General features: G+C 39.1%; 13 protein-coding genes. 5 read left to right on the top strand and 8 right to left on the bottom strand.

Features of this window, described 5'->3' with window-relative positions; translation table 11 throughout:
* Nucleotides 1–2: 2 nt before the first annotated feature.
* Genes FLA105534_RS04785 through FLA105534_RS04750 form a run of 8 tightly spaced genes read right to left on the bottom strand, consistent with a single transcriptional unit; the run spans nucleotide 3 to nucleotide 17,767 of the window.
* A complete protein-coding gene (locus FLA105534_RS04785) occupies nucleotides 3–551 on the bottom strand; it encodes a hypothetical protein (RefSeq protein ID WP_173964893.1) in 549 nt (182 codons plus the stop codon).
* 7 nt (nucleotides 552–558) lie between these two features.
* Nucleotides 559–1,812 (bottom strand): condensation domain-containing protein, encoded by a 1,254-nt coding sequence (locus tag FLA105534_RS04780; RefSeq protein ID WP_173964892.1) that lies wholly within the window; start codon nucleotides 1,810–1,812, stop codon nucleotides 559–561.
* The gene (locus FLA105534_RS04775; protein ID WP_173964891.1) at nucleotides 1,809–3,080 is read right to left on the bottom strand and encodes a condensation domain-containing protein; all 1,272 of its coding nucleotides are present in this window, start codon (nucleotides 3,078–3,080) and stop codon (nucleotides 1,809–1,811) included. Before FLA105534_RS04775 ends, FLA105534_RS04780 begins: the two co-directional genes overlap by 4 nt.
* A 3-nt stretch (nucleotides 3,081–3,083) precedes the next feature.
* Complete coding sequence (locus FLA105534_RS04770) at nucleotides 3,084–5,489, bottom strand: glycosyltransferase (protein WP_173964890.1); 2,406 nt, start codon at nucleotides 5,487–5,489, stop codon at nucleotides 3,084–3,086.
* Entirely contained in the window at nucleotides 5,482–6,264 is a 783-nt protein-coding gene (locus FLA105534_RS04765; RefSeq protein ID WP_173964889.1) for an alpha/beta fold hydrolase, read from the bottom strand. The genes FLA105534_RS04770 and FLA105534_RS04765 overlap by 8 nt, the downstream gene beginning before the upstream one ends.
* Nucleotides 6,255–6,554 carry a phosphopantetheine-binding protein gene (locus FLA105534_RS04760; RefSeq protein ID WP_173964888.1) on the bottom strand — a complete coding sequence of 100 codons (300 nt, stop codon included), beginning with the start codon at nucleotides 6,552–6,554 and terminating at the stop codon, nucleotides 6,255–6,257. The genes FLA105534_RS04765 and FLA105534_RS04760 overlap by 10 nt, the downstream gene beginning before the upstream one ends.
* Nucleotides 6,542–10,780 carry a type I polyketide synthase gene (locus FLA105534_RS04755; RefSeq protein WP_173964887.1) on the bottom strand — a complete coding sequence of 1,413 codons (4,239 nt, stop codon included), beginning with the start codon at nucleotides 10,778–10,780 and terminating at the stop codon, nucleotides 6,542–6,544. The genes FLA105534_RS04760 and FLA105534_RS04755 overlap by 13 nt, the downstream gene beginning before the upstream one ends.
* A gap of 21 nt (nucleotides 10,781–10,801) precedes the next feature.
* On the bottom strand, nucleotides 10,802–17,767 hold the full coding sequence (locus FLA105534_RS04750; protein WP_173964886.1) for a type I polyketide synthase: 6,966 nt from the start codon (nucleotides 17,765–17,767) through the stop codon (nucleotides 10,802–10,804).
* A 990-nt stretch (nucleotides 17,768–18,757) separates the two neighbouring features.
* On the opposite strand from FLA105534_RS04750, the gene FLA105534_RS04745 reads away from it, so the two are divergent.
* The 5 genes from FLA105534_RS04745 to FLA105534_RS04725 all read left to right on the top strand — a co-directional run bounded on the left by FLA105534_RS04745 (nucleotide 18,758) and on the right by FLA105534_RS04725 (nucleotide 26,246).
* A complete protein-coding gene (locus FLA105534_RS04745; RefSeq protein ID WP_173964885.1) occupies nucleotides 18,758–19,591 on the top strand; it encodes a universal stress protein in 834 nt (277 codons plus the stop codon).
* Between the two features lie 124 nt (nucleotides 19,592–19,715).
* Nucleotides 19,716–20,816 (top strand): sensor histidine kinase, encoded by a 1,101-nt coding sequence (locus tag FLA105534_RS04740; RefSeq protein WP_173964884.1) that lies wholly within the window; start codon nucleotides 19,716–19,718, stop codon nucleotides 20,814–20,816.
* 1 nt (nucleotide 20,817) lies between these two features.
* On the top strand, nucleotides 20,818–21,573 hold the full coding sequence (locus FLA105534_RS04735; protein WP_173964883.1) for a LytR/AlgR family response regulator transcription factor: 756 nt from the start codon (nucleotides 20,818–20,820) through the stop codon (nucleotides 21,571–21,573).
* A 333-nt stretch (nucleotides 21,574–21,906) separates the two neighbouring features.
* Nucleotides 21,907–23,025 (top strand): efflux RND transporter periplasmic adaptor subunit, encoded by a 1,119-nt coding sequence (locus FLA105534_RS04730; protein ID WP_173964882.1) that lies wholly within the window; start codon nucleotides 21,907–21,909, stop codon nucleotides 23,023–23,025.
* Nucleotides 23,026–23,096: 71 nt separating this feature from the next.
* Nucleotides 23,097–26,246 (top strand): efflux RND transporter permease subunit, encoded by a 3,150-nt coding sequence (locus tag FLA105534_RS04725; RefSeq protein WP_173964881.1) that lies wholly within the window; start codon nucleotides 23,097–23,099, stop codon nucleotides 26,244–26,246.
* Nucleotide 26,247: the final 1 nt, after the last annotated feature.

The raw sequence follows: 26,247 nt of genomic DNA, 5'->3' as shown, positions 1-26,247 counted from the left end.
GATTAAACTTCCTGGTAATGGTCAGTCTCTTTTAGTTGCGCCTTTGGCAAAGGGGCGTGTAAATGTTTTTTCAGCCTGTATATTGGAAGATACGTAAACAATATCGAAAGCACACCTGCAAGAATAGCATCCAGAATGGCCATAAGGGTAGGATTTAATTTATGGTGAACCGTTAGGCTCTGCTGGGCAGCGAGTAATACTGCTAATACCAGTAAACTGGTTACAATGCCGTGTATCAGACATAATTTGGCTATAAACCTGTTTTTATTCAGCTTAGGGTCTATTGCCACTTCGATTGATTTTTGTTCGGCGGCAACAATAACCCGTTTGATGATATCCATTGTCAGGATTACAGGCAAAAACAGGGCCATTGGTAATGTTAAGCGTGCTAAGCTTTGGGGACCGGCAAAAAAATGAGTATACCCTAATTCCTGAAAACTGGCATAAGCAATAATAAAATTGAACCCTACGTTGGGAAGAATATAGTAAATCGCACGTTTTCGAAGAAAGCGTTTGAGGGTTGTTTTTTTGGGCTGAGCAGCTTTTGTCATACGTAATTTATAAGGATAAAGTCAACAACTCGATGGCCTTATCTTTAATTTTTAAGGCTTCTTGTTTAGGCAGGAAATCCTGATTAGACATCAACGTAAAGTCCATTTGATTGCGATAGCTAGTCGTTACTAAGGTGTTTGAATTTAACCACGGAAATGCTACTGTCGGACTAAAGATATCTTCCAGAGTGAAGTTTTTGTAAGCATTTTGGATCTGAAGGTTCCCCATATTGGAAAGCGTCAGATCGTGTCCGCCCCGGCTTGATTTAAGCAGCGCAATCATGCGATGGGCCAGTGGGTGCATTTGTTCTCCCATCCATAACAATTCCCGGGCATCCATTTTTTCTATTTTTTGAGTAAGGTCCTTTTTGATATATTTTGCCTGGTCCAGTACCTGAAGAGTTTTCTTTTTTAAGGAGAGTTCTACTGTTGGAGCAAAGGCAAACATATGATCTTTCTTGATTTCAGGAATAAAATGGCGAATGTCAATTGGACTAATTACTTTTCTTTTTGCTGATTCGCCTTGTACTTCTTGAAAAGCCTGCATAAAGGCTGTACAAAGAATGGCATGTACAGAAATACTATTGTCTTTGCATTTCTGCTTTATAACAGCTGAGTCTGCCGGATCTAATTTCCAGTGAATGGCATAATTTTTTCCGAGATTTCTTTTTTTATTTTTCCGCTGCAGCAAAAAGAAGCATTTTCCCAGAAGTAAAAATAGCTTTGCTTTGCGTTCTTTTTTTTGAAGATCAAACTGTGGTGATAAAAAATGGTTTACCGATTGGAACAATGGATAAGGTTCGAGATCAAGAGTCGGATCATCTATTAAAGCAAGTAATTCCTGCATCAAAGTTACCATGCTCGTTCCATCGCAGATACAATGTGGCGATACCCATAACAATTCGGACAATTCGGCTCCTTTGATCCATACCAATTGAGCCAAAGGAGAATCTTCCTCTTTAAACGGTCTGTACCATTCCTGTTCGGATTCTTCCAGCCAATGGGTATCGGTTTGACGTTTTACGATCCGAAGCGGAATAGGTTTCATATTTTCTTTGACTACAAAAACAGGATGTTGCTTATCCTGCAAGTCAATTGCAGCACGAAGCAGCGGGTGTTTCTTTTGGATTTTTGCTAAGGCAATTTCGATTTGTTCCTTCGAAATTTCACCTTTGATTTTTGCAGTAAATACGCAATTTAAAGGTGTAGTGGCATCAATATACATGATTCGTTCCACTAATAAGAGTTTTCGTTTGATCATGAGGCTGCTTGATAATTTAGTCGGCGTTTAATAGAATCAATTATTTCATCACGAATCGCTAAGGCTTCTTGATAGGGCAAATACCCTTCGCTTCCCATAAAGGTGAAGTCCATAACACCTTGATAAGTGGAGGTGAGTATTGTTGTTGTATTGCCCAATGGTCCAATGACGGTTGGACTGATAATAGCCTCCACGGTAAAGGATTGGTATTGATGAGGTATCTGAATACGTCCGAGGTTGGAGAACATACAATCATTGGATGACTTGCCCCGTTTTAGAAGCTTTGTAAAATTGTTTAATGCATTATGGGCAGATTCCATAACCATCAGGACGATATAAGGATTAAGTTTGGCTGTTTTGCGGTCTACATCATTTTGCATTACACGTAAATTGTCTAAGAAATCGAGTTTGGGATTGGATGACATGACGATCATCAAACCGAAGGCAAAAATATGATCTTCTTTGACCTGTGGAGCGAAACGCCTGATATCTACCGGACAGGAAATCTTATTAAAGGCTTTGTTTCCGCGTACTTTTTTAAAGGTATCCAGCACGATAGCACTTAAAAAAGTGTTGACTGTGATTTCTAGCGATTTGCAGTGGGAAATAAGCTGTTGACTCGTGCCAGGGTCTAGTTTCCAATGAATCAAATAGTCTGTTTGCCGATCAATTGCTTTTTTGCCGACGGGAATGCATTTGATCGCAAATGTTGCCAGCTGACCAATCATTTTTGCCTTAAACCTTTGCCTGTTATTTTTTAAAATAGGGGCAGGAACAACATCCTGAATACCCAGAATAGGATTTTCGGTGCCTATATCCGCTGTCGGATCATCCAATACCTTTAAAAATTCATGAATTAAAGTCATCGCAGCACCGCCATCACACAGGCAGTGATGGAAGACCAGCAACATATCGGAGCGATCGTTTCCTTTGATCCACACCAGGCGGATCAAAGGTTTGTTTTTGTAATCAAAGGGTGTCTGCCATTCCTGCATAGCTTCTTGTTGCCAGTCCTCTTCGTTTTTTTGATCCTCTATACGGATCGGAATAGGATTGGTTAGTTTAGACACTTCAAACCATGGAACATTCTGCTCATCGAGATGAATGCATGCTCGTAACCAAGGGTGTTTTTTCTGAAGTCTGCCTAAAGCATACTGAATGTCTTTTTCGGCAAATACACCGCGCAGTCGAAAAGGAATAACAACATGAAAGGGGTCTTTTCCTTCGCCCAATAACATGCGCTCTCCAAATAACAATCTTCTTTTCATATTTTATAGTGTAGCTAGTACCGAATGTTCTTGTTTTACAAAATCTTCCAATAATGCAACCGCCTGATCATTACCACCTGCTGTTAAGAAAGCGGTCTGAACTTCTTTGGCGGCATTTCTGTATTTCGGGTTTTCCAATAGTTCAAAAACGGTCTCCCTAAGCGCTTCTATTCGAAGTCGTTTGTATCGGATACTGATTCCACAGCCGGCCTGTTCAATTAGCTTTGCGGTATGGAAGTGATCGTAAGCAATGGGGGTAATCAGCATGGGCAGACCATTGGTAAAGGTGTCGTTCACAGTATTAAAACCGCCGTGACAGATCACCATATCCATATGGGGCATCAAAGTTGATTGTGGGACAAAGCCATTTACGATAAAATTATCGGGCCATTTTTCAAATATTTCGGGCGGTGTTGCTGCAATTATAGTAACAGGTTGGTCTGCAAAGGCTTCAATGAGTTTACCAAAAAAAGCTTTTCGGATGTCCACTAATAAAGTACCCAATGACACAAATATTTTAGGCGTTGTGCTGGCTGCCAATCGTTCCCAGTCAAAAGGACTATTGTTGGGACGGCCTTTTACCGGACCTACAAATTTCATGTGTGAGGGTACGGTTTTAAAACCTGCAAAGGTCTGCGAGGTGAACACCAGATTTAATTGATGAGAATGTATAAAGATACCCTCATCAAGAATACCTATTTCTTTTTGTAACCCTTTGATTAGGTTTTGCTGCCATTTAAATATTTTGGGAGCACTTTTCTCGGTGTCACCCATAACATCCGGTGGTACTGGGGTTGTTGTCACAGAAGGGATACGATGTTTGTGTGCAAATAAAGCGCCACCAAAGGTGATGCAATCATTGATGATAACATTAGGTTGCCAGTGACCGAGTAGTGTTTCTAATCCCGGCATCATCATTTTAGCCAATGGAACATAGGTTTCTTCCAGTGCTAATTTCATGACTTCCGGTCCGGAACAAGAAGGGCCATCATCTTGTCGTTTTAAGATGCGCTTAAGTTCGTCCTGAAAGGGGATAAGATCCTTCTCGGGATAGATATAGGTTCCTCCTGTCGGAATATGTTCCTCCGCCAGTGGTGTAATACCAAACCATTTGACTTCATGACCACGGGCAAGTAAACTGGCGCCCAAACTTAATGTCGGACTGATGTGCCCAAAAAAAGGTGGAATAACGATGAGAAATTTGGTCGGAGATTCGACTGCTGACTGCGCAGGAGCTATGGCCTGTTCCAATAGATCGGCTGCGGTTTTTGTTCCGCCTGCTTCTATAAAAGATTGACGAACTTTGAGGGCGGCTTCACGATATTGCACCAGATTCAGGATATTATGAACACTGTCTCTTAGGTGATTCGCTTTAAATCGGTTAAAATTGAGACGTTCACCTGCACCGGTACGTACTACACGTCCTGCCACATGTGATTGATCGTATGCAATTGGAATAACAACGAGTGGCAGACCATGGGAAAGGGCTTCTGAGACCGTATTGTGCCCGCCATGGCAAACTACAGCATCTAAATGCGGTAGCAAATCCAATTGCGGGATTTGCGAATAGACCATAAAATTTTCCGGCCATTGATCAAATAGACTGGAATCTGAAACCACTACTACCGTTAGATCTTCATCCTGAAAGGCATCGATTACCTTTTGAAAAAACGCTTTTTTATGCTCATGGGCGAATGTGGTGCCAATACTGACTAAGATTTTTTTCCTTGGATTACTTTTCAGTTGCTCCCAATCAAAGGCACAGGCTAAACGGCGTTCTGTTATTACCGGACCTGTAAATTTAAAGTTTGAAGCGAGATCCATTTCTCCAAAGAAATAGGGGGAGGTTAATACCAAAGTGAGAAGATCCGAACAATCCAAAGATCGGTTTTCTTTGACTCCAAGTTCTTCCTGTAGCGCCATGATCTGCTTGGTTTCCCATTCATGCACTTTAGGAAGCTCACTGACAATCTTGATTGCTGCCGGGGCTGTTACAGTGGTAGCATAAGGGCGATTAATTTTTTTTGCCGCAATTGCCGCAGCAAATAATTGATGATCACCAATTACTAAATCCGGCTCATAAGCTTCCAACAATTTAACGATTCCTTTATAACAATGTCTGTTTAAAGGGATCAAAACTTCTTCGTATAAAAACTTGATACTGTCAATGCCGTAAACGATCTTTTTTGAAATGATATCCAGGTATTGTTCGCTTTCTCTTTTTTCTTCGTCTGTTTGATCGTATTGAATAAGCAATAGTTCTCCGTCTACAGGAAGTTTAGACTCTAAGTTTTGATCAAGACTGATCCAAGCTACTTTATGTCCTCTATCTAAGAGTTCGGCACCAATGCTCAATGTAGGATTGACATGACCTGTCAGTGGGGGAACAACAAATACAAATTTAGCCATGATTTTGTAATAAAGGGTTAGTTAAAAATTGAACAATAGTTTCTGCTATCTGAATGGGAGCCTGAATGGGAATATTGTGATCTCCATCGATGAGCTCTAGCTCAGCTGTACTGATTTGAGATTGCAACCATTCTCCTGTTGGTTTGCAATTGGAAGCTGATCCATATAGTAGCAGGGTGGGTATGTCTAATTCGGAAATAGAAAGCTGATGTAGAAAATGCTTTTCATTTACCATATCTGCTTTGATGCTGGTTTCGTTAAATAAAAACTCGTATAACCGATGATTTTTTTCCAACTGTCTTTTTCCCATTTTCACTTTTGTGGTATCGGTAAAATTGGCGATGTAATGTTCGAGAAATTCCTTGCTATAAGATTCGATAATATCCCGAGCTTTCTCATCTTGGGGATCAGGTGCTTCAATAATAACCAATTGCCCCACACGTTTAGGGGCTATCAATGCAGTTTTGAGTGCAATAAGTCCCCCAAAACTATAGCCAACAAATTGTGCTTTTTTGATTTGGAGGTAATCCATCATTGCGATTAAATCGGATGACATATTTTCTAAATCATATCCTTCTGATGTGCGCTCACTCCTGCCATGACTTTTTAAATCATACATGACCACATGAAAGTGCTGCGCCAAAATGGGAGCAATGTTAAAATAATAAATAGAAAGATTACTAAACATACCGTGAATCAGTATCACGGTATCTTCAGCACCTTTATTTAGTTCCTGTACGTGAACTTTTTTATTATTAACAGTAATTATTGGCATTCGTAAATGTAATTGATGATCTTATTCAGATCAAGATTAATCAGTTCATCAAGATCCATAGCAGAGAGCCAACCTGTGAAATCAATTTGATCGCCAAAGTGTGCTTTGATTTTTTCTGAAAAGGAAACAATCTCTATACTGTCCATTTCCAAATCTTTAGTGAAGGAACTTTGTGGAGTAATATCCATCTCTTCTATAAATTCTTCACCGATAATTTCCGTAATAAAACCCTTTAATAGGGTAAATAACTCCTCATGATTCCTTTTTAATGTCGTGTTTAAAGTGTCCATCCGATGATATAGTTTTGGTGTTTGACTGTTTTGATTTCTATTTGATCGATCCACAGATGATCGCCTTGTATGCGTGTTACTTCGTATTTTTTTGGGTTTCCTTGTAGCCCTGTGCCTAATAGTTTGCTATAAGCTTCTTTGGCTACCCAAAACCGTGTGGTCCATTCCGCCTGATCGCGTTCTTTTAATAAGGCCGATTCTGTATCGGTGAAGACCAATTGATAAAATTCAGAGCTGCGTTCGGCAATGATTTCCATATCGATACCCACAGCTTTATCCTGCCGTGCAATGGCAACGGCATCTTTTCCTTTATGGGCCAATGAAATTTGGATCTGTTCTGTGGCATTCCCTTTGAGATAAGGTTTGCCTGCTTTATCAGAATAAATTTCAAAAGTTATGGGGTAACTGGGTTGATTTTTCTGTTCACTCAATACATGGCGTACAGCATCTTTTACCGCTACACGACTTACCATCCAGTTCTTTCTGCGGTTGGGCAGGAGTTCCTGATAGTATTGTTTTTCCCTTTGATTAAAATAACGTTTCAATATAAAATCCCAGGAAGATACTCTGGAATAGGCCTGATGAAAGAAAAATACCTGTGGGGCGATTTCTTCAGACAGACGGTTATGAAGTGGCGACATCGAAACATTCCATAAAGCTTCGTCAATTTCTAATCTTCGGTTTTGCCATCCTTTTATTGCACACCATACTTTTCCGTTTCTTTCAAGTACAATGTCAGCGATTGCAAATTCATCGTTTAATTCCGTCAGTATACAGGTACATTCAAATTCACCATCCTGATCGTGCATGTCTTCGAAAAATTCAATTTGTTTGATTTTTACCGGGAAAGCAATGCGGTCTTTGGTTAAGGTAAGTTGTAGCCATAATCCAAATAATTGTCCTGCATTGTCTAATAAAGAACCTTTTCCGCCATTTCCTTTTATCCGTCCTGCAATACCTTTCTCGCCAACAGCCGATATAGCTGTAATACCTTGATAGGCGTCTCCATGAAACATATGCTTCTCATAGATTTCTAAAGGAGTCCGTTCGATTGGTAATCGTTTGCCTATCGAAAGGTCAAACGTAGGTGGCTGCCGATGTGATGCTTCTAAAAATACTTCGGCGTTGGCAAAATTCTCGATATCCAGATAGGCGTGATTGTTGGAGCGCCAAACACCTTTTATTGTTTTTTCAAAAGGCGTGGCAACGTTCATCCACTGAAATACACTGACGTGCATGATCTTGTGAATTTTTGTTTCCGGTTGTTCTGTCAGTGCTGTTTCGGCCAATACTTCAAAGATCATGGTCATTGGAATCACAGGTTCCATATCGGCTACCTCCGACCAGCCTTTGGGTTGTCGTAAAAGACTGTGATCAATCAAATAGGGATGTGTAACCAAATTAACCTGTAGTGTTTTTGAAAAAGGACTGTTGCTCAGTTGTTTTTTCGTTAAGACAGGTGTAGCAATAGCAGTTTGTGTATGATTTTGAAAGACGTCCAATACTTCTTCCTGCATTCGGATCATATCGGCGATATTGTCCTGAAATGCCTGAACTAATGGGTGACTTACTTTTGTTGCTGTTTTGGTAAAAACCTCTTTTGGGCGTACGGTATCGATAGATTTTCGCAAGTTTTTTATAGCTTCAAAATCACGGATAATAGGTGATCCTAATTGCAATTTTATACCTTTTTTTGGTACTACTTTTCTGTGATTTTGGATGTCTAAAAAATCGAGTGCCAGAACTTTGCCTTCTACAAATAAGGCGGCTACTACCCGTTGCAATTGGGCAAGTGCTGTTCGGTTGGCTACACTTGCGGCAAGTGTACTGAAGGCTTTCCCTTTTAACGTATCATCAATAAAACCAATTAATCCTCCTGTACCGATCTGGATGAAAACACGGACTCCTTCGTCATAAAGCTTTTCAGTCAGTTCCCGGAATCTTACAGGCTGAACAAGATGTTCGGCACTTAGCTGACGGATGGACTGCAAATCTGCCGGATAAGGCAGGAGTGTAGTGGCCGACCACAACGGGATTTTTGTTTTTTGGAATTGAACTTTTTCCATCCCTGCTAAAATTACCTCCAGTTTATCGGCAACAAAAGGGGAATGAAACCCGGATTGAAAGGGTAAAATTTGATGAAAGATCTGTTTTGATTTTAATAAAGGCGTTAATTCTTCGAGTGCGACATGGGTACCGCACAGGATTACCTGATGTGGACAATTATCATTTGAAACATAGAGGTTCGGAATTTGTTCAATCAAAGGTGCTACATCTTCCAGACCTGCTCCAATGGCAATGAATTTAGAGTCTTTTAGTTCAAATGTTTTTGGATCAAGTACATCGATCAGATCCTTGACAGTACTTGCTTCGGCCAGATCTGATGCATATCCCGCTAACCATTCTCCCAAACTATGTCCGGCATTCATATCCGGATAGATCCCCAGTTTTTTTAAAGCACTGTCGAGTATACCACAATTATTAAAAACACCTAATGCTTCGTTCAACAGTCCTTCACCGGTTGTTTCTATGGGAGCTGTCAATTCAAAATATCGACTTACCGTTTCGACTTCGCCTTTTGCTAAACCATCCAGTCCCGGGAATACAAAGGCTACTTTGCCACCTGCCTGTAAAAGAGGAGTGGAGGTGTACCATATATCTTGTTTGTTGCGCCAGGTATTATTTTTAGACACAATTTTGATCGCTTTTTGAATACGTTCGGTTGTCGGATCAAAGAGCGCAATACGATAATCGCCATCTCCAACAGCAGTATCGTTATCCTGAAGTGCAGAAAGCAAGGCTTCACGTGTTGGTCTTGCAAGCAACAATACTTCATCTTTTTTAGGGATGTCATACCCCTCCAGAACTACATGGGCGTTGATACCTCCAAAGCCAAATGCGTTTACTGCTGCAATCTTTGGTAAACCGGTTTGCGACCAGTTTTTAGCTTCCTGTATCGGTGTAAATCTGGTGAGTTGCATGGCGGCAGTAGGATTTTCGCAATATAAGGTAGGTGGTAATATGTCGTGATACAGGGCCAGACAGGTCTTGATTAAACCTGCTATTCCGGCAGCTGGCATGGCGTGACCTATATTGGATTTGACTGATCCTATACCGGCACGTGCAGCGGTTTCTTCTTTTCCAAAAAATTGAGCCAGAGTTTGCAATTCTGTTTTATCTCCTAAGGGAGTTCCTGTGCCATGAGCTTCCAGATAGCCAATTTGTTCTTTATCTAAATTGGCCTGTGTCCACGCTTGTTCCAATGCTTTTAACTGGCCTTTTACAGAAGGGCTCATCACGCTTGTTCCATTGCCATCACTGCTCACGCCTACACCTTTGATGATCGCATAAATTTTATCCTGATCGCGTACGGCGTCTTCCAGCCGCTTCAGGACAACGAAACCACAGCCTTCTCCAATGAGCAGTCCGTCCGCATCTTCGCTAAAGGGTTTGATTTGCTGTTGCTGAGATAATGCTCCTAATTGGCTGAATATGCTCCAAAATGCAGCATTTTGACCTGTATGAACTCCTCCGGCAATCATCATATTGCTTCGGCCACGCTGCAACTCTTGTACGGCATGGTCTACGGCTACCAGAGCGCTTGCACAGGCCGCATCAACGGTGAAAGCAACACCTCCAAGATTGAATCGGTTGGAGACTAATGAGGCAACAAGGTTGGGGATTAACCCCATGGCCGTATCTGCAGAAAACCGTCCTTTACGTTCCTGAAATGCCTGTTTTATTTTTTCAATATCTGCTGAAGATACCTCCGGCAATAGTTCTTGTAAAAGGGAGGAAATCTGTTCGCCAGTACGTACAATTTCAATGGCGCGTGTAGCTCCGGGACCTGTATAATTCCCTTTTCCGATGACAATTCCGGTTCGTTCCAATGAAGCTTTTTTTCGGAATACACCTGCGTCTTCTAATGCTTTTTGAACGAGTTCAAGTGTTAACAGGTGGTCGGGTTCAGTGCCTTCAACGGCAAGAGGTAGGATACCAAATGCTGTAGGGTCGAATTCATAATCAGGTATAAACCCGCCACGATTACAATAAAAGCGGTCCACAGCTTCCTTGCTATCGCTAAAGTGAATAGGATCGATGCGTTCTGCCGGAACAACTTGCGTGGAGTCGACTTTATTGATGATATTCTGCCAGAACGCCTCGGCATCTTTTGCTCCGGGAAACAGGCAGGATAAACCTATAATAGCAATATCTGTTTTTTTCATAATAGACGAATACAGCGGTTTTTACCAATTTTTACCTGACATGATTAATACCTGACTTTCTGTTCCATACTTGATTTCGTTAAGAAATAGCTCTTTTCCTTCTTCTAATGGGATCAGCGAAATTCCGCGACGTTCGTATTCATTTTCTAAGGATGAGGAAACCATTCCTGCACCCTTCCATGGTCCCCAATTGATCGAGATTACTTTTCCTTTTAGCCTTTTGTTTAATACATTGGCATAATCATCCAACACACTATTTGCGGCTGCGTAATCGGTTTGTCCTTTGTTGCCATAAACGGAGGCAATGCTTGAAAATAGGACTACGAATTGGCAATCTGAACGTAACTGTTCCACTAGTACACGTAAGGGTTTTACTTTAGTGTCAAAGACACGTTCAAAAGAGCTGGTTGTTTTCTGCTTGAAAAGTTTGTCTTCCAAAAGACCAGCACCATGAATGACACCATCTAATTGGCCGTATTGTTCATAAATATCATGGAGAAGCTGAGCCAATCCTTCTTCATCACAAACATCTAAGGATTGATAGACTACTTTATTTCCCAATTGTTCCATGTCGTGAATGGTACGCAGAATCTGATTGTTTTTGAAAATTCGTGATGTCTCTTTTTCAATTTGGGGTGGCGTGGTAAAATTACCGGTCTTGATGAGGTAACTTCTGATTTCTTCTCGCGATTTCATCAACTCTAATTCTTTTGAATTCGTGCTGACTTCTCTTGGATCTGTTGATCTGCCGACAAGGATATAGGTACACGGATAAGTTGCCGACATATGTTTTACCAGTTCAGCAGTAATACCCTGTCCTCCTCCGAGGACTAAAACAACCGATTTTTGATCCAATTGGATATGTGCCTGGTCAAGAGTTGTTAATAAAGGTGAAGGTATAATGTCGACTTTATGTCTTTGATCGTTTTTGTAAATGACTTCAGCTGATTGGTCTGTTGTTAGGATCTCACGTAATGTAATTTGTGCTATTTGATTTATTTCCTGTGGGGTATTAAGACTGATTAGTCTACAGTTGGTTTGTTCAAACTCACGGGCTAAACTTTTGAAGAAGCCTGGATAACCTTGATAATGACGCAGTGCACGGGTGTCTTTTAATTCTTCAACATGTGTTGGAATATCTGAGATCAAATAAATCCATTGCGCTTTCTCAAGATCCATCTTTTTAATTAAACCAACGTGGTCGATGATACTATGTTTGACAGCAGCGGAGCCTATATCGAAAATAATCAGTCCATCAAATAGCGTCAGATCCTGATCAGTATGAACCAATTGTGCAATTGCACCGTGTTGTTCAAGTATCGTTTTAATTGCTGCTGTTTGTGTTCCATTGTCCGGAGCTATTGCAAATCGTTTTCCTTTAAGTATTTCGGTATTTTGTGCTTCAGAAATAGCGGTTGGTATCAAATCAAATCGCAGGCGTGTTAGTAAACTTTGCACGGGTTCCGTTGTACTCATTTCAGTTATCCAGTTTGCCAAACCATTTAGTGTTTTTATGGCAGCTAAGTTTTCCATAAGATCGTCAGCTTGCTCCTTGTCATCACCAAATCCGATTTTGATTTTTAATTCACTGATAATTTCCATTCGTTTGATAGAATCTATACTTAAATCTGCTTCAAGATCCAGATCCAGTCCTAACATCTCTTTTGGATAGCCGGTCTTTTCGCTGACAATATCTAAAATGGTTGTTTGCAATTCTGCAAGTGTACGTATGGCTTTAGGGGCGATTACGGGTAATTCGGGTGATAATTCAACCGTTGTGACAGGGGAAGTGACAGTTCCTGTGTATTCCGTAAGCCAGGTTACGAGTCCATTTAAAGTCTTTATTGCTGCCAGTTGTTCCATTACCATATCTTCATTTTCGTGATCACTGTTGAGTATGCCAAGCTCATTGCGGAGCGTTCCGATGATTTCAACTCTTTTAATAGAATCTATGCTGAGGTCAGCTTCCAGATCCATTTCCATCCCTAACATTTCATGTGGATAGCCCGTTTTTTCGCATACTACGTTTAACAGCAAGGATTTGATATCTGTTGAAGGTGTTGACAGGGTTACTGTAGCAATTGGTTTATCGTTGGTAATTAGTGTTGGTACCAATTGATCAGCTGTAATGTTTTTTGCTGTTGCAGCATAAACAGGTATTGGGGTAATGTGTTCCTGTTGTCCTAAAAAGGAAAGCATGACATCACGTTGAGCCTGAATGAGCATTTTCATACTGTTTAAATATTCCTGTAGTACGTGTTCTGTAGCAGGTTGTGCCTGTGGTGTTTGGATAATAGTAGAGTTTTTCATTTGAATTGGGGTTACTATAGGTAAGGCACCATGAGCAGGTAATGTACCTGTTGTTGGATGAGCGGCTTGTCCATTTACACGCCAAATCGTTGAACTTTTTTTATAAAGATCAGGTTGATCGATCTGGATTAAAGTCGTGTGTCTGCCTTCAAAAAGTTTTTTTAAATTAAGGGTTCGGCCAGTTCCAAGGTATTGCGCAAGCATACAAAGGAAATGGGTGAGACTGTTACGGTTATTGTCCTCGACATGTAGGGTTATTGCATCCTGGTTGAGGCAGGATTTTGTTAATCCGGTCAATACTTTTCCGGGACCTACTTCAATAAATATTCTCGCTCCATCGGCATACATCGCCTGGATTTCGTCAACAAAACGTACGGGTTGAACCAAGTGATCGGTCAATTGTACTTTGATATCAGATACCGGGCTTGGGTATAAGCTTGCGGTAGTGTTTGACCAAACTGGAATTTGCATTTCCTGAAAAGGAATTTCTTTCAGAACATTGGCATACAAATCTTTGGATTTGCTTACCAGAGGACTGTGAAAGGCGCAGGCAACTTCTAGTTTTTTGGAAGAGATACGCTCGTTTTTAAGATGTTCTATAAATTTGTCAATGGCCGCGGTACTTCCGGCAACAACACATTGAGTTGGTGAATTATAATTGACAGGATAGCAGTCCGGATGCTGTTCAAGAATCGCTTTCAGACGATCTGCATCGATGTTTACGGCTACCATAGTTCCGGGATCACCATCTTCAACAGCCTCTAAAATGCTTTGTGCACGTTTGCTGCTGAGTTCAACCAACTGTTGTTCGTCAAATACACCGGCGAAACACAATGCCGGTAATTCTCCATAACTATGTCCTGCCAGCATATCAGGCTGGATGCCAAATGACTGTAACAATTGTGCTAGGGCAAGATCTACAATACCTAAAAGCGGTTGTGCCAGACGCGTATCCTTAATGGTTTCTTTTTGTTTTTTTAATGCCGCGGTATCAAATGTGGCTGCAGGAAAAACAACTTTTTCTAAATCAGGATATTGTGCTATAAGTTTGCGCAGAACCGGAAACAGAACGAACAGATCTTGTGCCATATGAATGTTTTGGCTGCCTTGACCGGGGAACAGAAATGCTGTTTTACCAGCTTGTTTGTTGACAATAAAGATATCTTTACTTTCAATGCCCGTTAACAAGAGTTCGATTTTCATCATCAAATCTTCGGCTGTATCGGCAACAATACTTAGTTGTATCGGTTTTTCAGAACCGGCGACTAAACTGTAGGCAATGTCTTTTAAGGATAAGCTATCATTGATTTCCAATAGCGTTTTTACCTGTTCCAATTGAATTTTGGCCTGCTCATAATTGTCCCCACGGAAAACGAATAGCTCAGACGACCAGGATTGTAGTGTGACAGCCTCTTCTTTTTGCGGGTGATTTTCGATTACCATATGAAAATTGGTACCGCCAAAGCCGAAGGCACTAATACCGGCATACCGTTTTTCTTCAGACCATAATCCTGTTATGGAATGAAAAGCAAAAGGACTTGTATGCACATTGTAATAGGCATTGGGCTGTTGGAGATGAAGCGTAGGAGGTTTTACGCCATGGTATACCGCCATAGAGGCTTTGATAAGTCCGGCTAAACCTGCAGCACATTTGGTGTGCCCAATTTGAGTTTTTACAGATCCGAGATGTGTTTGAGCGGGTAAGGCTCCGGATCTGCTAAATAAATTGGTGAGCGCACTAAGTTCTGTTTTGTCTCCAACTACCGTTCCGGTGCCATGAGCTTCCACTAAACCAACTGCTGCTGCACTGATACCCGCCTGATCATAGGCACGTTCTAATGCACGTACCTGACCGATTTTTCGGGGTGCTGTCAAACCAAGAGCTTTACCATCGCTGGATCCTCCAACACCTTTAATAACAGAATAAATACGATCACCGTCGCGTAGGGCATCTTCATATCGTTTTAAGACCAAAATAGCAACCCCTTCGCCAAGAGCGATACCGTCAGCAGTGCTGTCAAATGTTGCGCAGCGTCCTTTGCGGGAGAGGGCATGTGTGCTGGAAAACATCAGATAATCGTTAATACCGTTGTGTAAATCGACTCCTCCGGTAAGTACCATATCCGATTTGCCCAGTATCAGTTCCTGACAAGCCAGATCAATGGCCGCCATCGATGAGGCACAGGCTGCGTCTACAGTAAAATTTCTTCCACCCAAATCCAGGCGGTTTGTGATTCTTCCGGCAATAACATTGGCTAATATACCCGGGAACGAATCCTCGGTGGTGTGCGGAAATGCTTTTTCGACTTCTTCATGAAGCTCTCCAAAAACTTGTTTATAATAGCCTCTGAAACTGTAACTGTTGGCAAGATCATTTCCGCCTTCAGCACCGATGATAACCGATATATTTTCTCTGTTGATTTGTTTTTCACCATAACCGGCATCTTCCATTGCACGTTTGGCAACGAGTAAGGTTAAAAGCTGAGTTGGCTCTATCGCCGCAAGTGATTGTGGCGGAATACCAAATTCTAAGGGATCAAAATCTATTTTTGGGATAAAACCACCCCATTTTGAATGGGATACATCTGAAGCATTGGAATCAGGCTGATAATAAATCTCTTTATTCCATCGCTCACCCGGTACTTCGGTGACGCAGTCTTTTCCAAGAATGATATTACGCCAGTATTCTGCTAAATTTTTGGCATCTGGGAACACGCATTCCATACCTATGATAGCTATATCCAGGGCTTTTTCGGTTGATGAAGGTTTTTCCGGCAGTGCTGCCTGTTGAATATATTTTTGATTTTCGATAGCAACATTATGATGGAGTGATTCAAGTGTAATCACCTGATTGTGCATGGTGGCTACCTGCCCAATCATATACATGCCTAAATCAAGTTGTTGGTTTTTAGGTATAGTAATGAGGGCGTCGCCTTGACGGTCAATGCCTTTTGCAGCAATCCTGAGACGTCCTACATTCAGTTTTTCAAGTTGTTCCCAAATTTGCTTTTTGTCCGTTCCAAGGGCTAGTAACTTTTTCTTCTCACTGTCGAAATGTAAGGCGAATGTGGTATTTAAGCAACGTGTTTCGTGACCAGGTGCAGTTTCCAGCAGAACGGTGTCTCTGGCTTGCATCGCTTGTTGCTGGAACTCTTGCTGAATAGCACCAGTGCTCACAGCTTCCTGTGTATACAAATAGGCCGTTCCCATCAATACACCGACCTTTACACCGCGGGCAGCGAGCGGAGCGGCCATGATAGATACAAAGGCTGTGGAAAAAGCATTATGAATTCCACCGGCAAAAAAGACACTTATATTTTCCGGATGATCTTCTTTTAGGATACGTTCGATTTGTTTTTCCCAAAGTACTGTACTGGAAAGTGGACCAACATGTCCACCACACTCCCTGCCTTCAAATATGAAATTTTTGGCACCTTCTTTTAGGAAAATATCTAATAACGCAGGTGAAGGGACATGTAAAAATGTTGTTATACCGGCTTTTTCAAATACTTTAGCTTGTGCAGGCCGACCTCCTGCGATCAGTACTACTGGAGGTTTGGCTTCAAGAATATAGGTAGTTTGTTCTTCTCGCAATTCCTGTGGTGCAAAACCTAATATACCTACACCCCAAGTTTTATCGCCGGCCAATTTTTGAGTTTCGATGACTAAGGCTCTTGCTTGTTCCCCTTTGAGTAAAGAAAGGGCTATAAAAGGTAAGGCTCCTGTTTCTGCAACAGCATTGGCAAATGCCGGAACATCACTTACGCGGGTCATTGGTCCTTGTGCGATAGGATAGCGTAGGCCAAGTTGTTTTGCTAATGGATTGTTTTGGTCAATAATTTGAGATGCTTTTGCTTGTTTCAGATGACCATACATGGCTTCTTTAAATCCAAAAATCAATTTTTTTAACGTTGTGAAATTTTCATAGAGATCTGTTGCTAAAGCAATGTCTTGCCCCATAGGAATGTAACTTTTGTTGGGATCAAGGTCATTAAAATATTTTTCTAACTCTTCGATGGAAGCATTTTCAGATAAAACAGGTGAATTGGGTCTAACCAATACACGATGGTGCGCGATGATCTTGGTTTCTGTACCATTTAATTTTGAACATAGATTTTTGAGGTCTTGGGGAATGCTACTTTCTGAATATAGTGCCAATTGACTATCTAATACAATGCCTTTTGCTCCAAGTGCTTTTGCAGCAGCGGCCGTATGAAGGCCTATTCCTCCTTGTACCCATACAGGTATAGTGTTGATTTCTTCTATAACACGTTGAAATAAAACAAATGTGGATTCATAACCAACTAATCCTCCAGCTTCGTTTCCTTTCACAATAATTCCAATTGCTCCCAGTTGTTCGGCTTCTCTGGCTTGCTCAAGGCTACTTACCTGATAAATTCGTGATAAGTTAGGATAGGTGTTTACTGAGATCCCAAATGGAAGAATAATAAAATTTACCTGTTCGGACAGTTGAAGAGATGTTAGTTTATCATTTGTGAGATGTATACCATAGGAAGGTATATTGATCTTGTCAAGTTGTTTTAATGTTTCTTGAGCGATTACTATATCATGTCCCAAACTTAATACGGGGAATGCTCCAGCCTGAAATAGTTTAGACATCAGGTTGACGTCAGGCTTTTCAAAAGGCGTTACTCCTAAAATGGTTAAATTTTTCATACGTCGATGAGATTGAAATGAGATTTGGAAATTGTGTAAACTATAATAAAAACCTTTACGGTATTATTCGTTAATGTGGTATAGTGTAGTAAAAGTAGTTAATTTCTTCTAAATTTTAAGTATTAGAATTAATTTTATAATGATTTTTTTACAAAACCTTTAAATATCGAATTATTATTAGCTTGTTTGTAAAAAAATACTTCTTTTTTTATGATTTTTATAGTTTTTCTTATTTCGTTCGTACTGTCATCTAATGTATTTGCTTCATTTTTTGATAACTAGAGAGGGAAGATTTCTAAAATATTGTTGTACGTTTTAATTAAAGCTAATTGAAATTTAAATGTAACTTTTTATTTTTGTAAAAATTTACTGTATTTTAAATGAAAACTTACGGTTATTTGAATGAAAATTCAAATCAGTCGGACAAAGTAATTGACAGCCCACTGAAAATAACAAAGAAGGCATTTAAGATGTCAATAAAACAGGTGAAGATCTACTTAAGATGTCAATAAAAAGATGATTGAGGATAAATTAAAAAATTAATCTTACTGTGGTAAAGTTTCGAACCGGAGTATTTTAGATGCTTGTTTTGTTGGTTTGCTCTTTTAAAAAATACCATCTGCCATGATTTTTCCACGAAACTTAGAACGCCAATTTTTTGAACTTTTTTTAGGTAATTTTCGGCATAACTTGTTTAAATGAATACATAAAGTTTTTGCGGTAAAGAAGTTATCTCTTATATTGTAGGATTAATCGTAAAACCACAATTTTTTGGAATGTAAAAAAATATTTGTAAGCTCGTATTAAATTAGATTTAAGTGAAATGAACAGAGTTAAAAAAAATCAATAAAATAAAATGTTCTAGCTTCAATATTTCAGAATGTAAAAATTACGGTTGAGGTTAAAAATATGATTCTTCAGTAACTTAAAAATATGTTGAAAGCCATAATTAAACAATTTTACCCTAATAATTGTTTAATTGATCTATATATGAGTTCACCACTTACTATAATTGCTGCCACAAATTTTTCTGATATATCGAATAATGCTGTTACTTATGCAGCTGGAATTGCAAAAACAGCAGGGGCTAAGCTGATTCTGTTTAACTCTTTTTCATTAAGTTTTCACAGCGCCAATTCTCTTATTTCAGCTGAAGGCTTGCAGAAACAAATTGAAAAAGCCACTCTAAGGCTTGAGACACTGAGCGTAGAAACAGCTGATTTATACAATATAGAAGTAAGTTCTGTATGCACTTATTCTTTTTTAGAAGATGAACTTTCTTATCTTATTGGCAGTACAGCGGCAAGTCTTGTGGTAATGGGAATGGCAGAGCGTTCTTTTGAACAGGAATTAATGGGAAATTCAACTACAGCTGTAATAAAAAATTTGAATATTCCTGTTTTGGCTGTGCCTTTAAAAGCCCGTTTCCATAATATCAAAAAAATACTTTACGCTTCTGATTCTTTCAGTTTATCATCAATTAAAAGATTTAGCTGGATAAGGCATATTGTTGGCAAATTAGAAGCAGAAATTGAGTTCTTTAGCGTAGAAGAAAAACTGAATAATTTAAAAGAAGAACAAGATAAAATATTGCTGACTTCTACATTAGAGAAAGAATTTGAGCAAGTGAAATACATGTATAAAAGCGTAAAATCAAATGCCGTAATTAATGAAATAGAGAAAGAAATCAAAAATTATGATGCCGATATTTTAGTAATGGTACCTCAAAAATATGGTTTTTGGGATTCTTTGGTTCATAAAAGTAAAACCAGAATTATGGCGGCAGGTCTGGATATTCCGCTATTGTCTTTTCCAAATTATTAGAAAACAATAAACTAAGATCATCTGTCAGGAAGAAAAAGATTTTAGAAGTGTAATAGGCATTGTCAATTTTTATCTTTGTCTCAATTAAAATGCATAAATTTAATATTTAACCAATTATTAGTTAATGAATTCAAGTATTCAAAATAAACTATCCGGAAAGAATTTTTTCTATAAATATTATAGAGTTATTGTTATACCGGTGGTTTTTCTGATTTATTTATCCTCTTATTATTTCCTGAATCCCTATCAGGATTTTGAGCATAATACTTTATTAGTAATAGATTGGACGCTTGATATATTTATAATCCTTGTATATTGTGCTGTACTTACAGAGTTAAGTCTTTTTGTTGGGCGTAGTCTAAACTATTGGATCAGTTGGGAGCAAAAACCAATTTTCAGAGCTTTTGCACAGTTTGTATGCATTATTTTAGGTAACATTCTTTTAAACTACTTTTTTTCGTATCTGTGGGAATATTTATATTCCTGGACACCAATAAAAGAAAGTGAACTTGTTCAAATCTGGCAGTCCAATTTAATGGCTGCGATATTATCCCTTTTTATAAGTTTTATACATACGAGTATATTTTTGCTGAACCGCTGGCGTGTTACTTCTGAAGAAGCGGCAGAACTGAAAGTAAAAGCTTCTGAACTTCAGGAAGCTGCTGCAAAATATGAATTAGAGTCCTTAAAATTACAGCTTGATCCGCATTTTATCTTTAATAATTTCAGCGCTCTGACCGAGCTAATTCATGAAGATCCAAAAGCCGCTGCATCATTTTTGGAGAACATTACAAAGGTGTATCGTTATATGATTTCAAACCTAAATAAAGATACCATAACAGTAAAAGAAGAGATTGAATTTTTGAATGCTTATTTTTATCTTTTAAAGAAACGACTTGGTGAAAAGGTTGATTTGAAACTTCAAATTGATATGACTTGTTTAGATCGTCATTTACCACCATTAACATTACAATTATTAGTCGAAAATGCCGTAAAACATAATATGGCGACAGTGTCAAATCCCCTTACGATTTCTATTTATTCTGATCTTGGTGATCTTGTGGTTAGAAATAATCTACAGCCAACAGCCGGAAAGAGTTTGGTTTCAACAGGAATCGGGCATAAAAATATTGAGTTTCGATATAAAATTCTGCACGATAGAATGCCCGTTTTCTCGGAGTCAAATGGGGCTTATTGTGTACGTTTGCCTTTAATTTCAAAATAGTATGAAAATTTTAATTGTAGAAGATGAAAGTATCAACGCCAGCCGTTTGAAAAGACTGTTGGAAGAACTGGAACCTCAATGTGAGATTCTGGCCATTATTGATACCGTTGCAGATTCAGTTAAATGGCTGAATTCAAACCCTGCGCCCGATTTAATCACGATGGATATTCGTCTGGCAGACGGATTGAGTTTCTCTATTTTTGATGAAGTCGAAATTACTTCTCCCGTCATCTTTACAACAGCTTATGACGAATATGCCATAAAAGCTTTTAAGGTAAACAGTATTGATTACCTGATGAAGCCAATTGAAAAAAACGAACTTGAATTTGCTTTAAAAAAGTTTAAGTCCGTTTCTAAAGTTGAAAATAGTACCACAGATATTGCCGGAATTCTAAAAGGTTTTATGAATAAACCCTCTTTTAGATTGCGTTTTTTAGTAACCTATCGCGACGGTTATAAAAGTGTAGATGTTGCCGATATTGATTTTATATATTCGGAATTTAAGACCAGTAATTTAGTGCTTAAAGACGGCACGGCCATTCCCGTAACTCAGACTATGGAAGAATTAGAGCAGGAACTTGATCCGGATGTTTTTTTTCGTGCCAACAGACAGTTTTTCATTCGGGTGGAAAGCATAAAGTCGATCTCAAACTATTTTAATGCAAAGCTAAAAATACAGCTCAGGTTAGATCCTGAACGTGAGGTAATCATAAGCAGAGAAAAAGCGCCTGTATTTAAACAATGGATGGATCGCTAGTAAAGGTCCTGAGATACTAAGTTGCTAAGGTTCTAAGTAAAATCATATTTTTTAGTTGCCTCCAGTTTTAACTGGAGGTAAAATAAATTCATTATCAAGGGCTTTAGCCAAAAGATGAGTTTGACTAAAGTCTTTTCCATCCTATCAATACCTCCAGTTAAAACTGGAGGCTATTCAAAAAATTTAAACTTCGTGCCATTGTGTCTTTGGCATTATCATTCTCATTCGTTTCAGTATCGAAAAATTCCGTTTGGGTAACTTTCTTCTGTTTAAAGGTCATTTTGTGCTGTTCTTTTGCGGTCAAATTCTATGTATTCATTAAAGTGAAATAAAATGACAAAACAATTTTTTCAAAATTATAAAACATTCAATAAGGTTGTAGTCTTATTGATTATCATCGGTTTTTCTTCATGCGGTAAAAGCGGATCTGAAGCAGATGCAATGGCGGTTCCAAAACCGGAAGTAGATTTTTTTCAGGCAAAATCTGTTACAGGTGAAGTGGCGAAAAAATACCCCGGAACTGTAGAAGGTACTGTAAATGTTGATATTAAAGCTCAGGTTTCAGGATACCTTGAAGCAATTTATGTAAAAGAAGGTGATTATGTAAACAAAGGACAGTCACTTTTTAAAATTAAAGGAGATGTTTACGCAGAGCAGGTTAACAGCAGTCGTGCAGCATACAAAAGTGCTTTGGCAAACTTAGCGAATGCTAAACTTGAAATTGAAAAAGTGAAACCTCTCGTAGATGCAAAAGTATATTCGGACATGCAGTTAAAAACAGCACAGGCAAATTACGATGCAGCACAGGCACAGGCAGCACAAGCAAAAGCAGCTTTAGGGTCTTCACAATTAAACGCTGATTTCTCTTTGATAAAAGCTCCGGTAAGCGGTTATATCAGCCGTATTCCAAATCGTGTTGGAAACTTGGTTACGCCATCAGATACTGTTCCGTTAACTATTTTATCAGACATTAATACAGTTTTTGTTTACTTCTCGATGAGCGAATCTGATTATCTGACTTTCTCCAAAGATTCAAAATCAAAGAAAACAGTAAGCCTTATTATGGCCGATGATAGTGCATACGATCAAAAAGGAACATTAGAAATCGCCAGCGGAAACATTGACAGAACTACCGGAACAATTGCCTTAAAAGCGATTTTTCCAAATCCTAAAAAACTTTTGCGTGCAGGAGGTTCAGCAAGAATTATTTTAAACAGCAGTTTGTCTTCTGTTGTAACGGTACCAATGGCAAGTGTAAAAGATATTCAGGATAAGTTTTTTGTTTTTGTTTTAGGTAAAGGCAATAAAATAGCCATGACTCCAATTGAAGTTGCCGGAAGTTCCGGTACAAATTATTTTGTAAAAAACGGTGTAAAAAGCGGTGATAAGATTGCATTAAATTCTATCGATGTGCTAAGTGATGGTATCGAAGTAAGAGCGATAATCAAGTAATGCTAAATGCTATTATCGTAAAGGCTCTTAGTAAAAATAATTTTTAGTTTTTAATATAAATAACATTTTCCATGTTAAAAAAAATAATAGACAGGCCGGTATTGGCCACAGTAATTTCCATTGTTCTGGTGATCTTGGGTATTATTGGTCTTACCAGATTATCGGTTACCAGATTTCCTGATATTTCGCCGCCAACGGTAATGGTTAGTGGCTCGTATCCGGGAGGAAATAGTGAAACAGTAATCCGTTCCGTAGTAACTCCGTTAGAAGAACAGATTAATGGTGTTGAGAATATGCAGTACATTAAATCTTCTGCAAGTAATGACGGATCTTTTTCGATCAGCGTTATTTTCAAACAAGGGGTAGATCCGGATCAGGCTGCGGTAAACGTTCAAAACAGAGTGCAGCAAGCGACTCCAAAACTTCCGCAAGAAGTAATCAGAATGGGACTTACAACATCGAAACAGCAAAACAGTATGATTGTTATTTTCAACTTGTATACAGATGATAATAACAAGTACGATGAGCTTTTTCTTCAGAATTATGCTAATATCAATTTGGTTCCGCAAATGAAACGTGTTCCTGGCGTAGGTCAGGTTCAGATTTTTGGTCAGAAAGATTACTCTATGAGAATTTGGCTTGACCCAAGAAAAATGGCAAATGCAGGTTTGGTTCCATCTGATGTTACGCAGGCAATTGCAGATCAAAGTTTAGAATCGGCTCCGGGGAAACTTGGAGAAGAATCAAAAGCGGCTTTAGAATATGTAATTCGATATAAAGGAAAGAAAAACAAACCGGAACAATATGAAAATATTGTGGTTAAAAATGACGGTAATAATTTGTTGCGTCTTAAAGATGTGGCAAGAGTAGAATTTGGTTCGATCTCTTATAGCGGGGACAATAAATCGAACAGTAAAAATGCGGTTACAATGGCAATTTTACAGACTTCGGGTTCTAATGCAAACGATATTGAAATCGGGATTAATAAAGAAGTAGAGCGATTATCGAAGTCTTTTCCTCCCGGAATTAAATACGTGAACGTAATGAGTACCAAAGAACGTTTGGACGAAGCGACAGGACAGGTAAAATCGACTTTGTTAGAAGCTTTTATTCTGGTATTTATTGTCGTATTTATATTCCTTCAGGACATTCGCTCCACGATAATTCCAGCTATTGCGGTGCCAGTAGCGATTGTAGGAACCTTTTTCTTTCTGTTGGTTTTCGGATTTACCATCAACATTCTAACACTTTTTGCCTTGGTTTTGGCCATCGGAATTGTAGTGGATGATGCTATTGTTGTAGTCGAAGCCGTTCACAGTAAAATGGAAGAAGACGCCGGTATTTCGGCCAAAGAAGCGACTCATAGTGCAATGGCAGAAATTACCGGAGCGGTAGTTTCTATTACTTTAGTCATGTCGGCTGTATTTATTCCAATTGGTTTTATGACAGGATCTTCAGGGATTTTCTATAAACAATTTGCTTATACTTTGGCAATTGCGATTATTATTTCGGCTGTAAATGCCTTGACGTTAACTCCTGCTTTATGTGCGCTTTTATTAAAAAATCATGGTGACAAACACGGAAATCACGAACATAAAACCAGTTTTAAAGACCGTTTTTTTGTGGGTTTCAATACGGGTTTCAACAATTTTACCGGAAGATATATCAAAGGTGTTCGCTTCCTTGTGGGAAGAAAATGGATTGCAGCAGGATTAATTACCGGTATAACAGCTCTTGCAGTTTATATGATGATGTCAACGCCAAAAAGTTTCGTTCCGCTTGAAGATGATGGTTTTATGGTGTACAGCTTATCTATGCCACCGGGAACAGCGCTAGATCGTACGACTGAAGTAGTTCAGAGAATGGAGAAAATATTAGAATCAGAAAAAGCGATTGATGTTAACACCAGTATTACCGGATTTAATATTTTGAGTAACAGTTCCAGTACCGCATACGGATTAGGTTTTATTAAATTAAAGCCTAAAAAAGAAAGAGGTGAAGTTAAAGATATTGATGAAATTTTGAATAGTGTTGCAGCCAAATTATCCACAATCAAAGAAGGTTCGGTTATGGTGTTTAGAATGCCACCTGTAGAAGGATTTGGTGTAACAAGTGGTGCCGAAATTGTATTGCAGGACAGAATGGCAAGAAGTCCGGAAGTTTTAAAAGCAATGTCAGATAAAGTGATCGCACAAATTATGCAGCAACCCGGAGTTCAATATGCGTATACGACTTTTAGAGCCGATTATCCACAGCTGGAATTGGAAGTTGATGAGGACAAAGCACGTCAAATGGGAGTGAACATAAAAGAACTGCTAGGAAATATTCAGACATATTTTGCCGGAGATCAATCGTCAGATTTTACCCGATTTGGTAAGTTTTACAGAGTTAATGTAAAAGCCGATGGAATTTTCAGAATGGATGAGGATGCATTTAACGAAATTTTCGTTAGAAATGCACAGATGCAGATGGTTCCTGTAAAATCAATCGTAAAATTCCATAAAGTGTACGGACCGGAATCGGTAGACCGTTACAACCTTTACAATTCGGTAAATATTACAGCAATGGCATTGCCGGGTTACAGTAACGGTCAGATTATGGGGAATTTAGAAAAGGTTTTAGATAAACTTCCAGCTGATTACAGTTACGAATGGACAGGTTTAAGTTTGGAAGAAAAAGCTGGAGGAAACCAAACGATTGCCATTTTCGGATTATGTCTGTTGTTTGTATTCTTTTTATTGGCAGCACAGTATGAAAGTTATTTACTACCGTTGGCGGTTTTACTTTCGATTCCAACAGGAATTTTAGGCGCTTTCGCCGGAGTAAAAGCTGTTGGTTTGGATAACAATATTTACGTTCAGGTCGGACTCATTATGCTAGTGGGACTTCTCGCGAAAAATGCCATTTTAATTGTAGAGTTTGCACTTCAAAGGCGTATATCAGGTTTAAGTATTGTTGAAGCGGCAATTGAAGGTGCAAGGTCAAGGTTGCGACCAATTATCATGACTTCGCTTGCTTTTATTGTAGGTATGATTCCGTTGATGTTTGCTTCTGGAGGAACAGCAGTAGGAAACAGATCGATAAGTGTGAGCGCTTCAATCGGGATGTTGAGCGGAGTTATTTTGGGAGTTTTTGTGATTCCGTTGCTCTTCATTGTATTTCAATATTTACAGGAAAAAGTTTCGGGCAAGAAAACCATAGTTCAATCTATAAAAGAATAAT

The sequence above is a fragment of the Flavobacterium collinsii genome (assembly GCF_902804485.1).
GTDB lineage: Bacteria > Bacteroidota > Bacteroidia > Flavobacteriales > Flavobacteriaceae > Flavobacterium > Flavobacterium collinsii.
The sequence above is the reverse complement of the archived record's forward strand: the minus strand, read 5'-3'. Positions and strand labels throughout refer to the sequence as shown.

Bases quoted from the DNA above. Each gene is read 5' to 3' on its own strand.
- FLA105534_RS04775 (WP_173964891.1), bottom strand. From the start codon at position 3,080: ATGAAAAGAAGATTGTTATTTGGAGAGCGCATGTTATTGGGCGAAGGA.
- FLA105534_RS04770 (WP_173964890.1), bottom strand. From the start codon at position 5,489: ATGGCTAAATTTGTATTTGTTGTTCCCCCACTGACAGGTCATGTCAAT.
- FLA105534_RS04740 (WP_173964884.1), top strand. From the start codon at position 19,716: ATGAATTCAAGTATTCAAAATAAACTATCCGGAAAGAATTTTTTCTAT.
- FLA105534_RS04735 (WP_173964883.1), top strand. From the start codon at position 20,818: ATGAAAATTTTAATTGTAGAAGATGAAAGTATCAACGCCAGCCGTTTG.
- FLA105534_RS04755 (WP_173964887.1), bottom strand. From the start codon at position 10,780: ATGAAAAAAACAGATATTGCTATTATAGGTTTATCCTGCCTGTTTCCC.
- FLA105534_RS04750 (WP_173964886.1), bottom strand. From the start codon at position 17,767: ATGAAAAATTTAACCATTTTAGGAGTAACGCCTTTTGAAAAGCCTGAC.
- FLA105534_RS04760 (WP_173964888.1), bottom strand. From the start codon at position 6,554: ATGGACACTTTAAACACGACATTAAAAAGGAATCATGAGGAGTTATTT.
- FLA105534_RS04765 (WP_173964889.1), bottom strand. From the start codon at position 6,264: ATGCCAATAATTACTGTTAATAATAAAAAAGTTCACGTACAGGAACTA.
- FLA105534_RS04730 (WP_173964882.1), top strand. From the start codon at position 21,907: ATGACAAAACAATTTTTTCAAAATTATAAAACATTCAATAAGGTTGTA.
- FLA105534_RS04725 (WP_173964881.1), top strand. From the start codon at position 23,097: ATGTTAAAAAAAATAATAGACAGGCCGGTATTGGCCACAGTAATTTCC.
- FLA105534_RS04745 (WP_173964885.1), top strand. From the start codon at position 18,758: ATGAGTTCACCACTTACTATAATTGCTGCCACAAATTTTTCTGATATA.
- FLA105534_RS04780 (WP_173964892.1), bottom strand. From the start codon at position 1,812: ATGATCAAACGAAAACTCTTATTAGTGGAACGAATCATGTATATTGAT.
- FLA105534_RS04785 (WP_173964893.1), bottom strand. From the start codon at position 551: ATGACAAAAGCTGCTCAGCCCAAAAAAACAACCCTCAAACGCTTTCTT.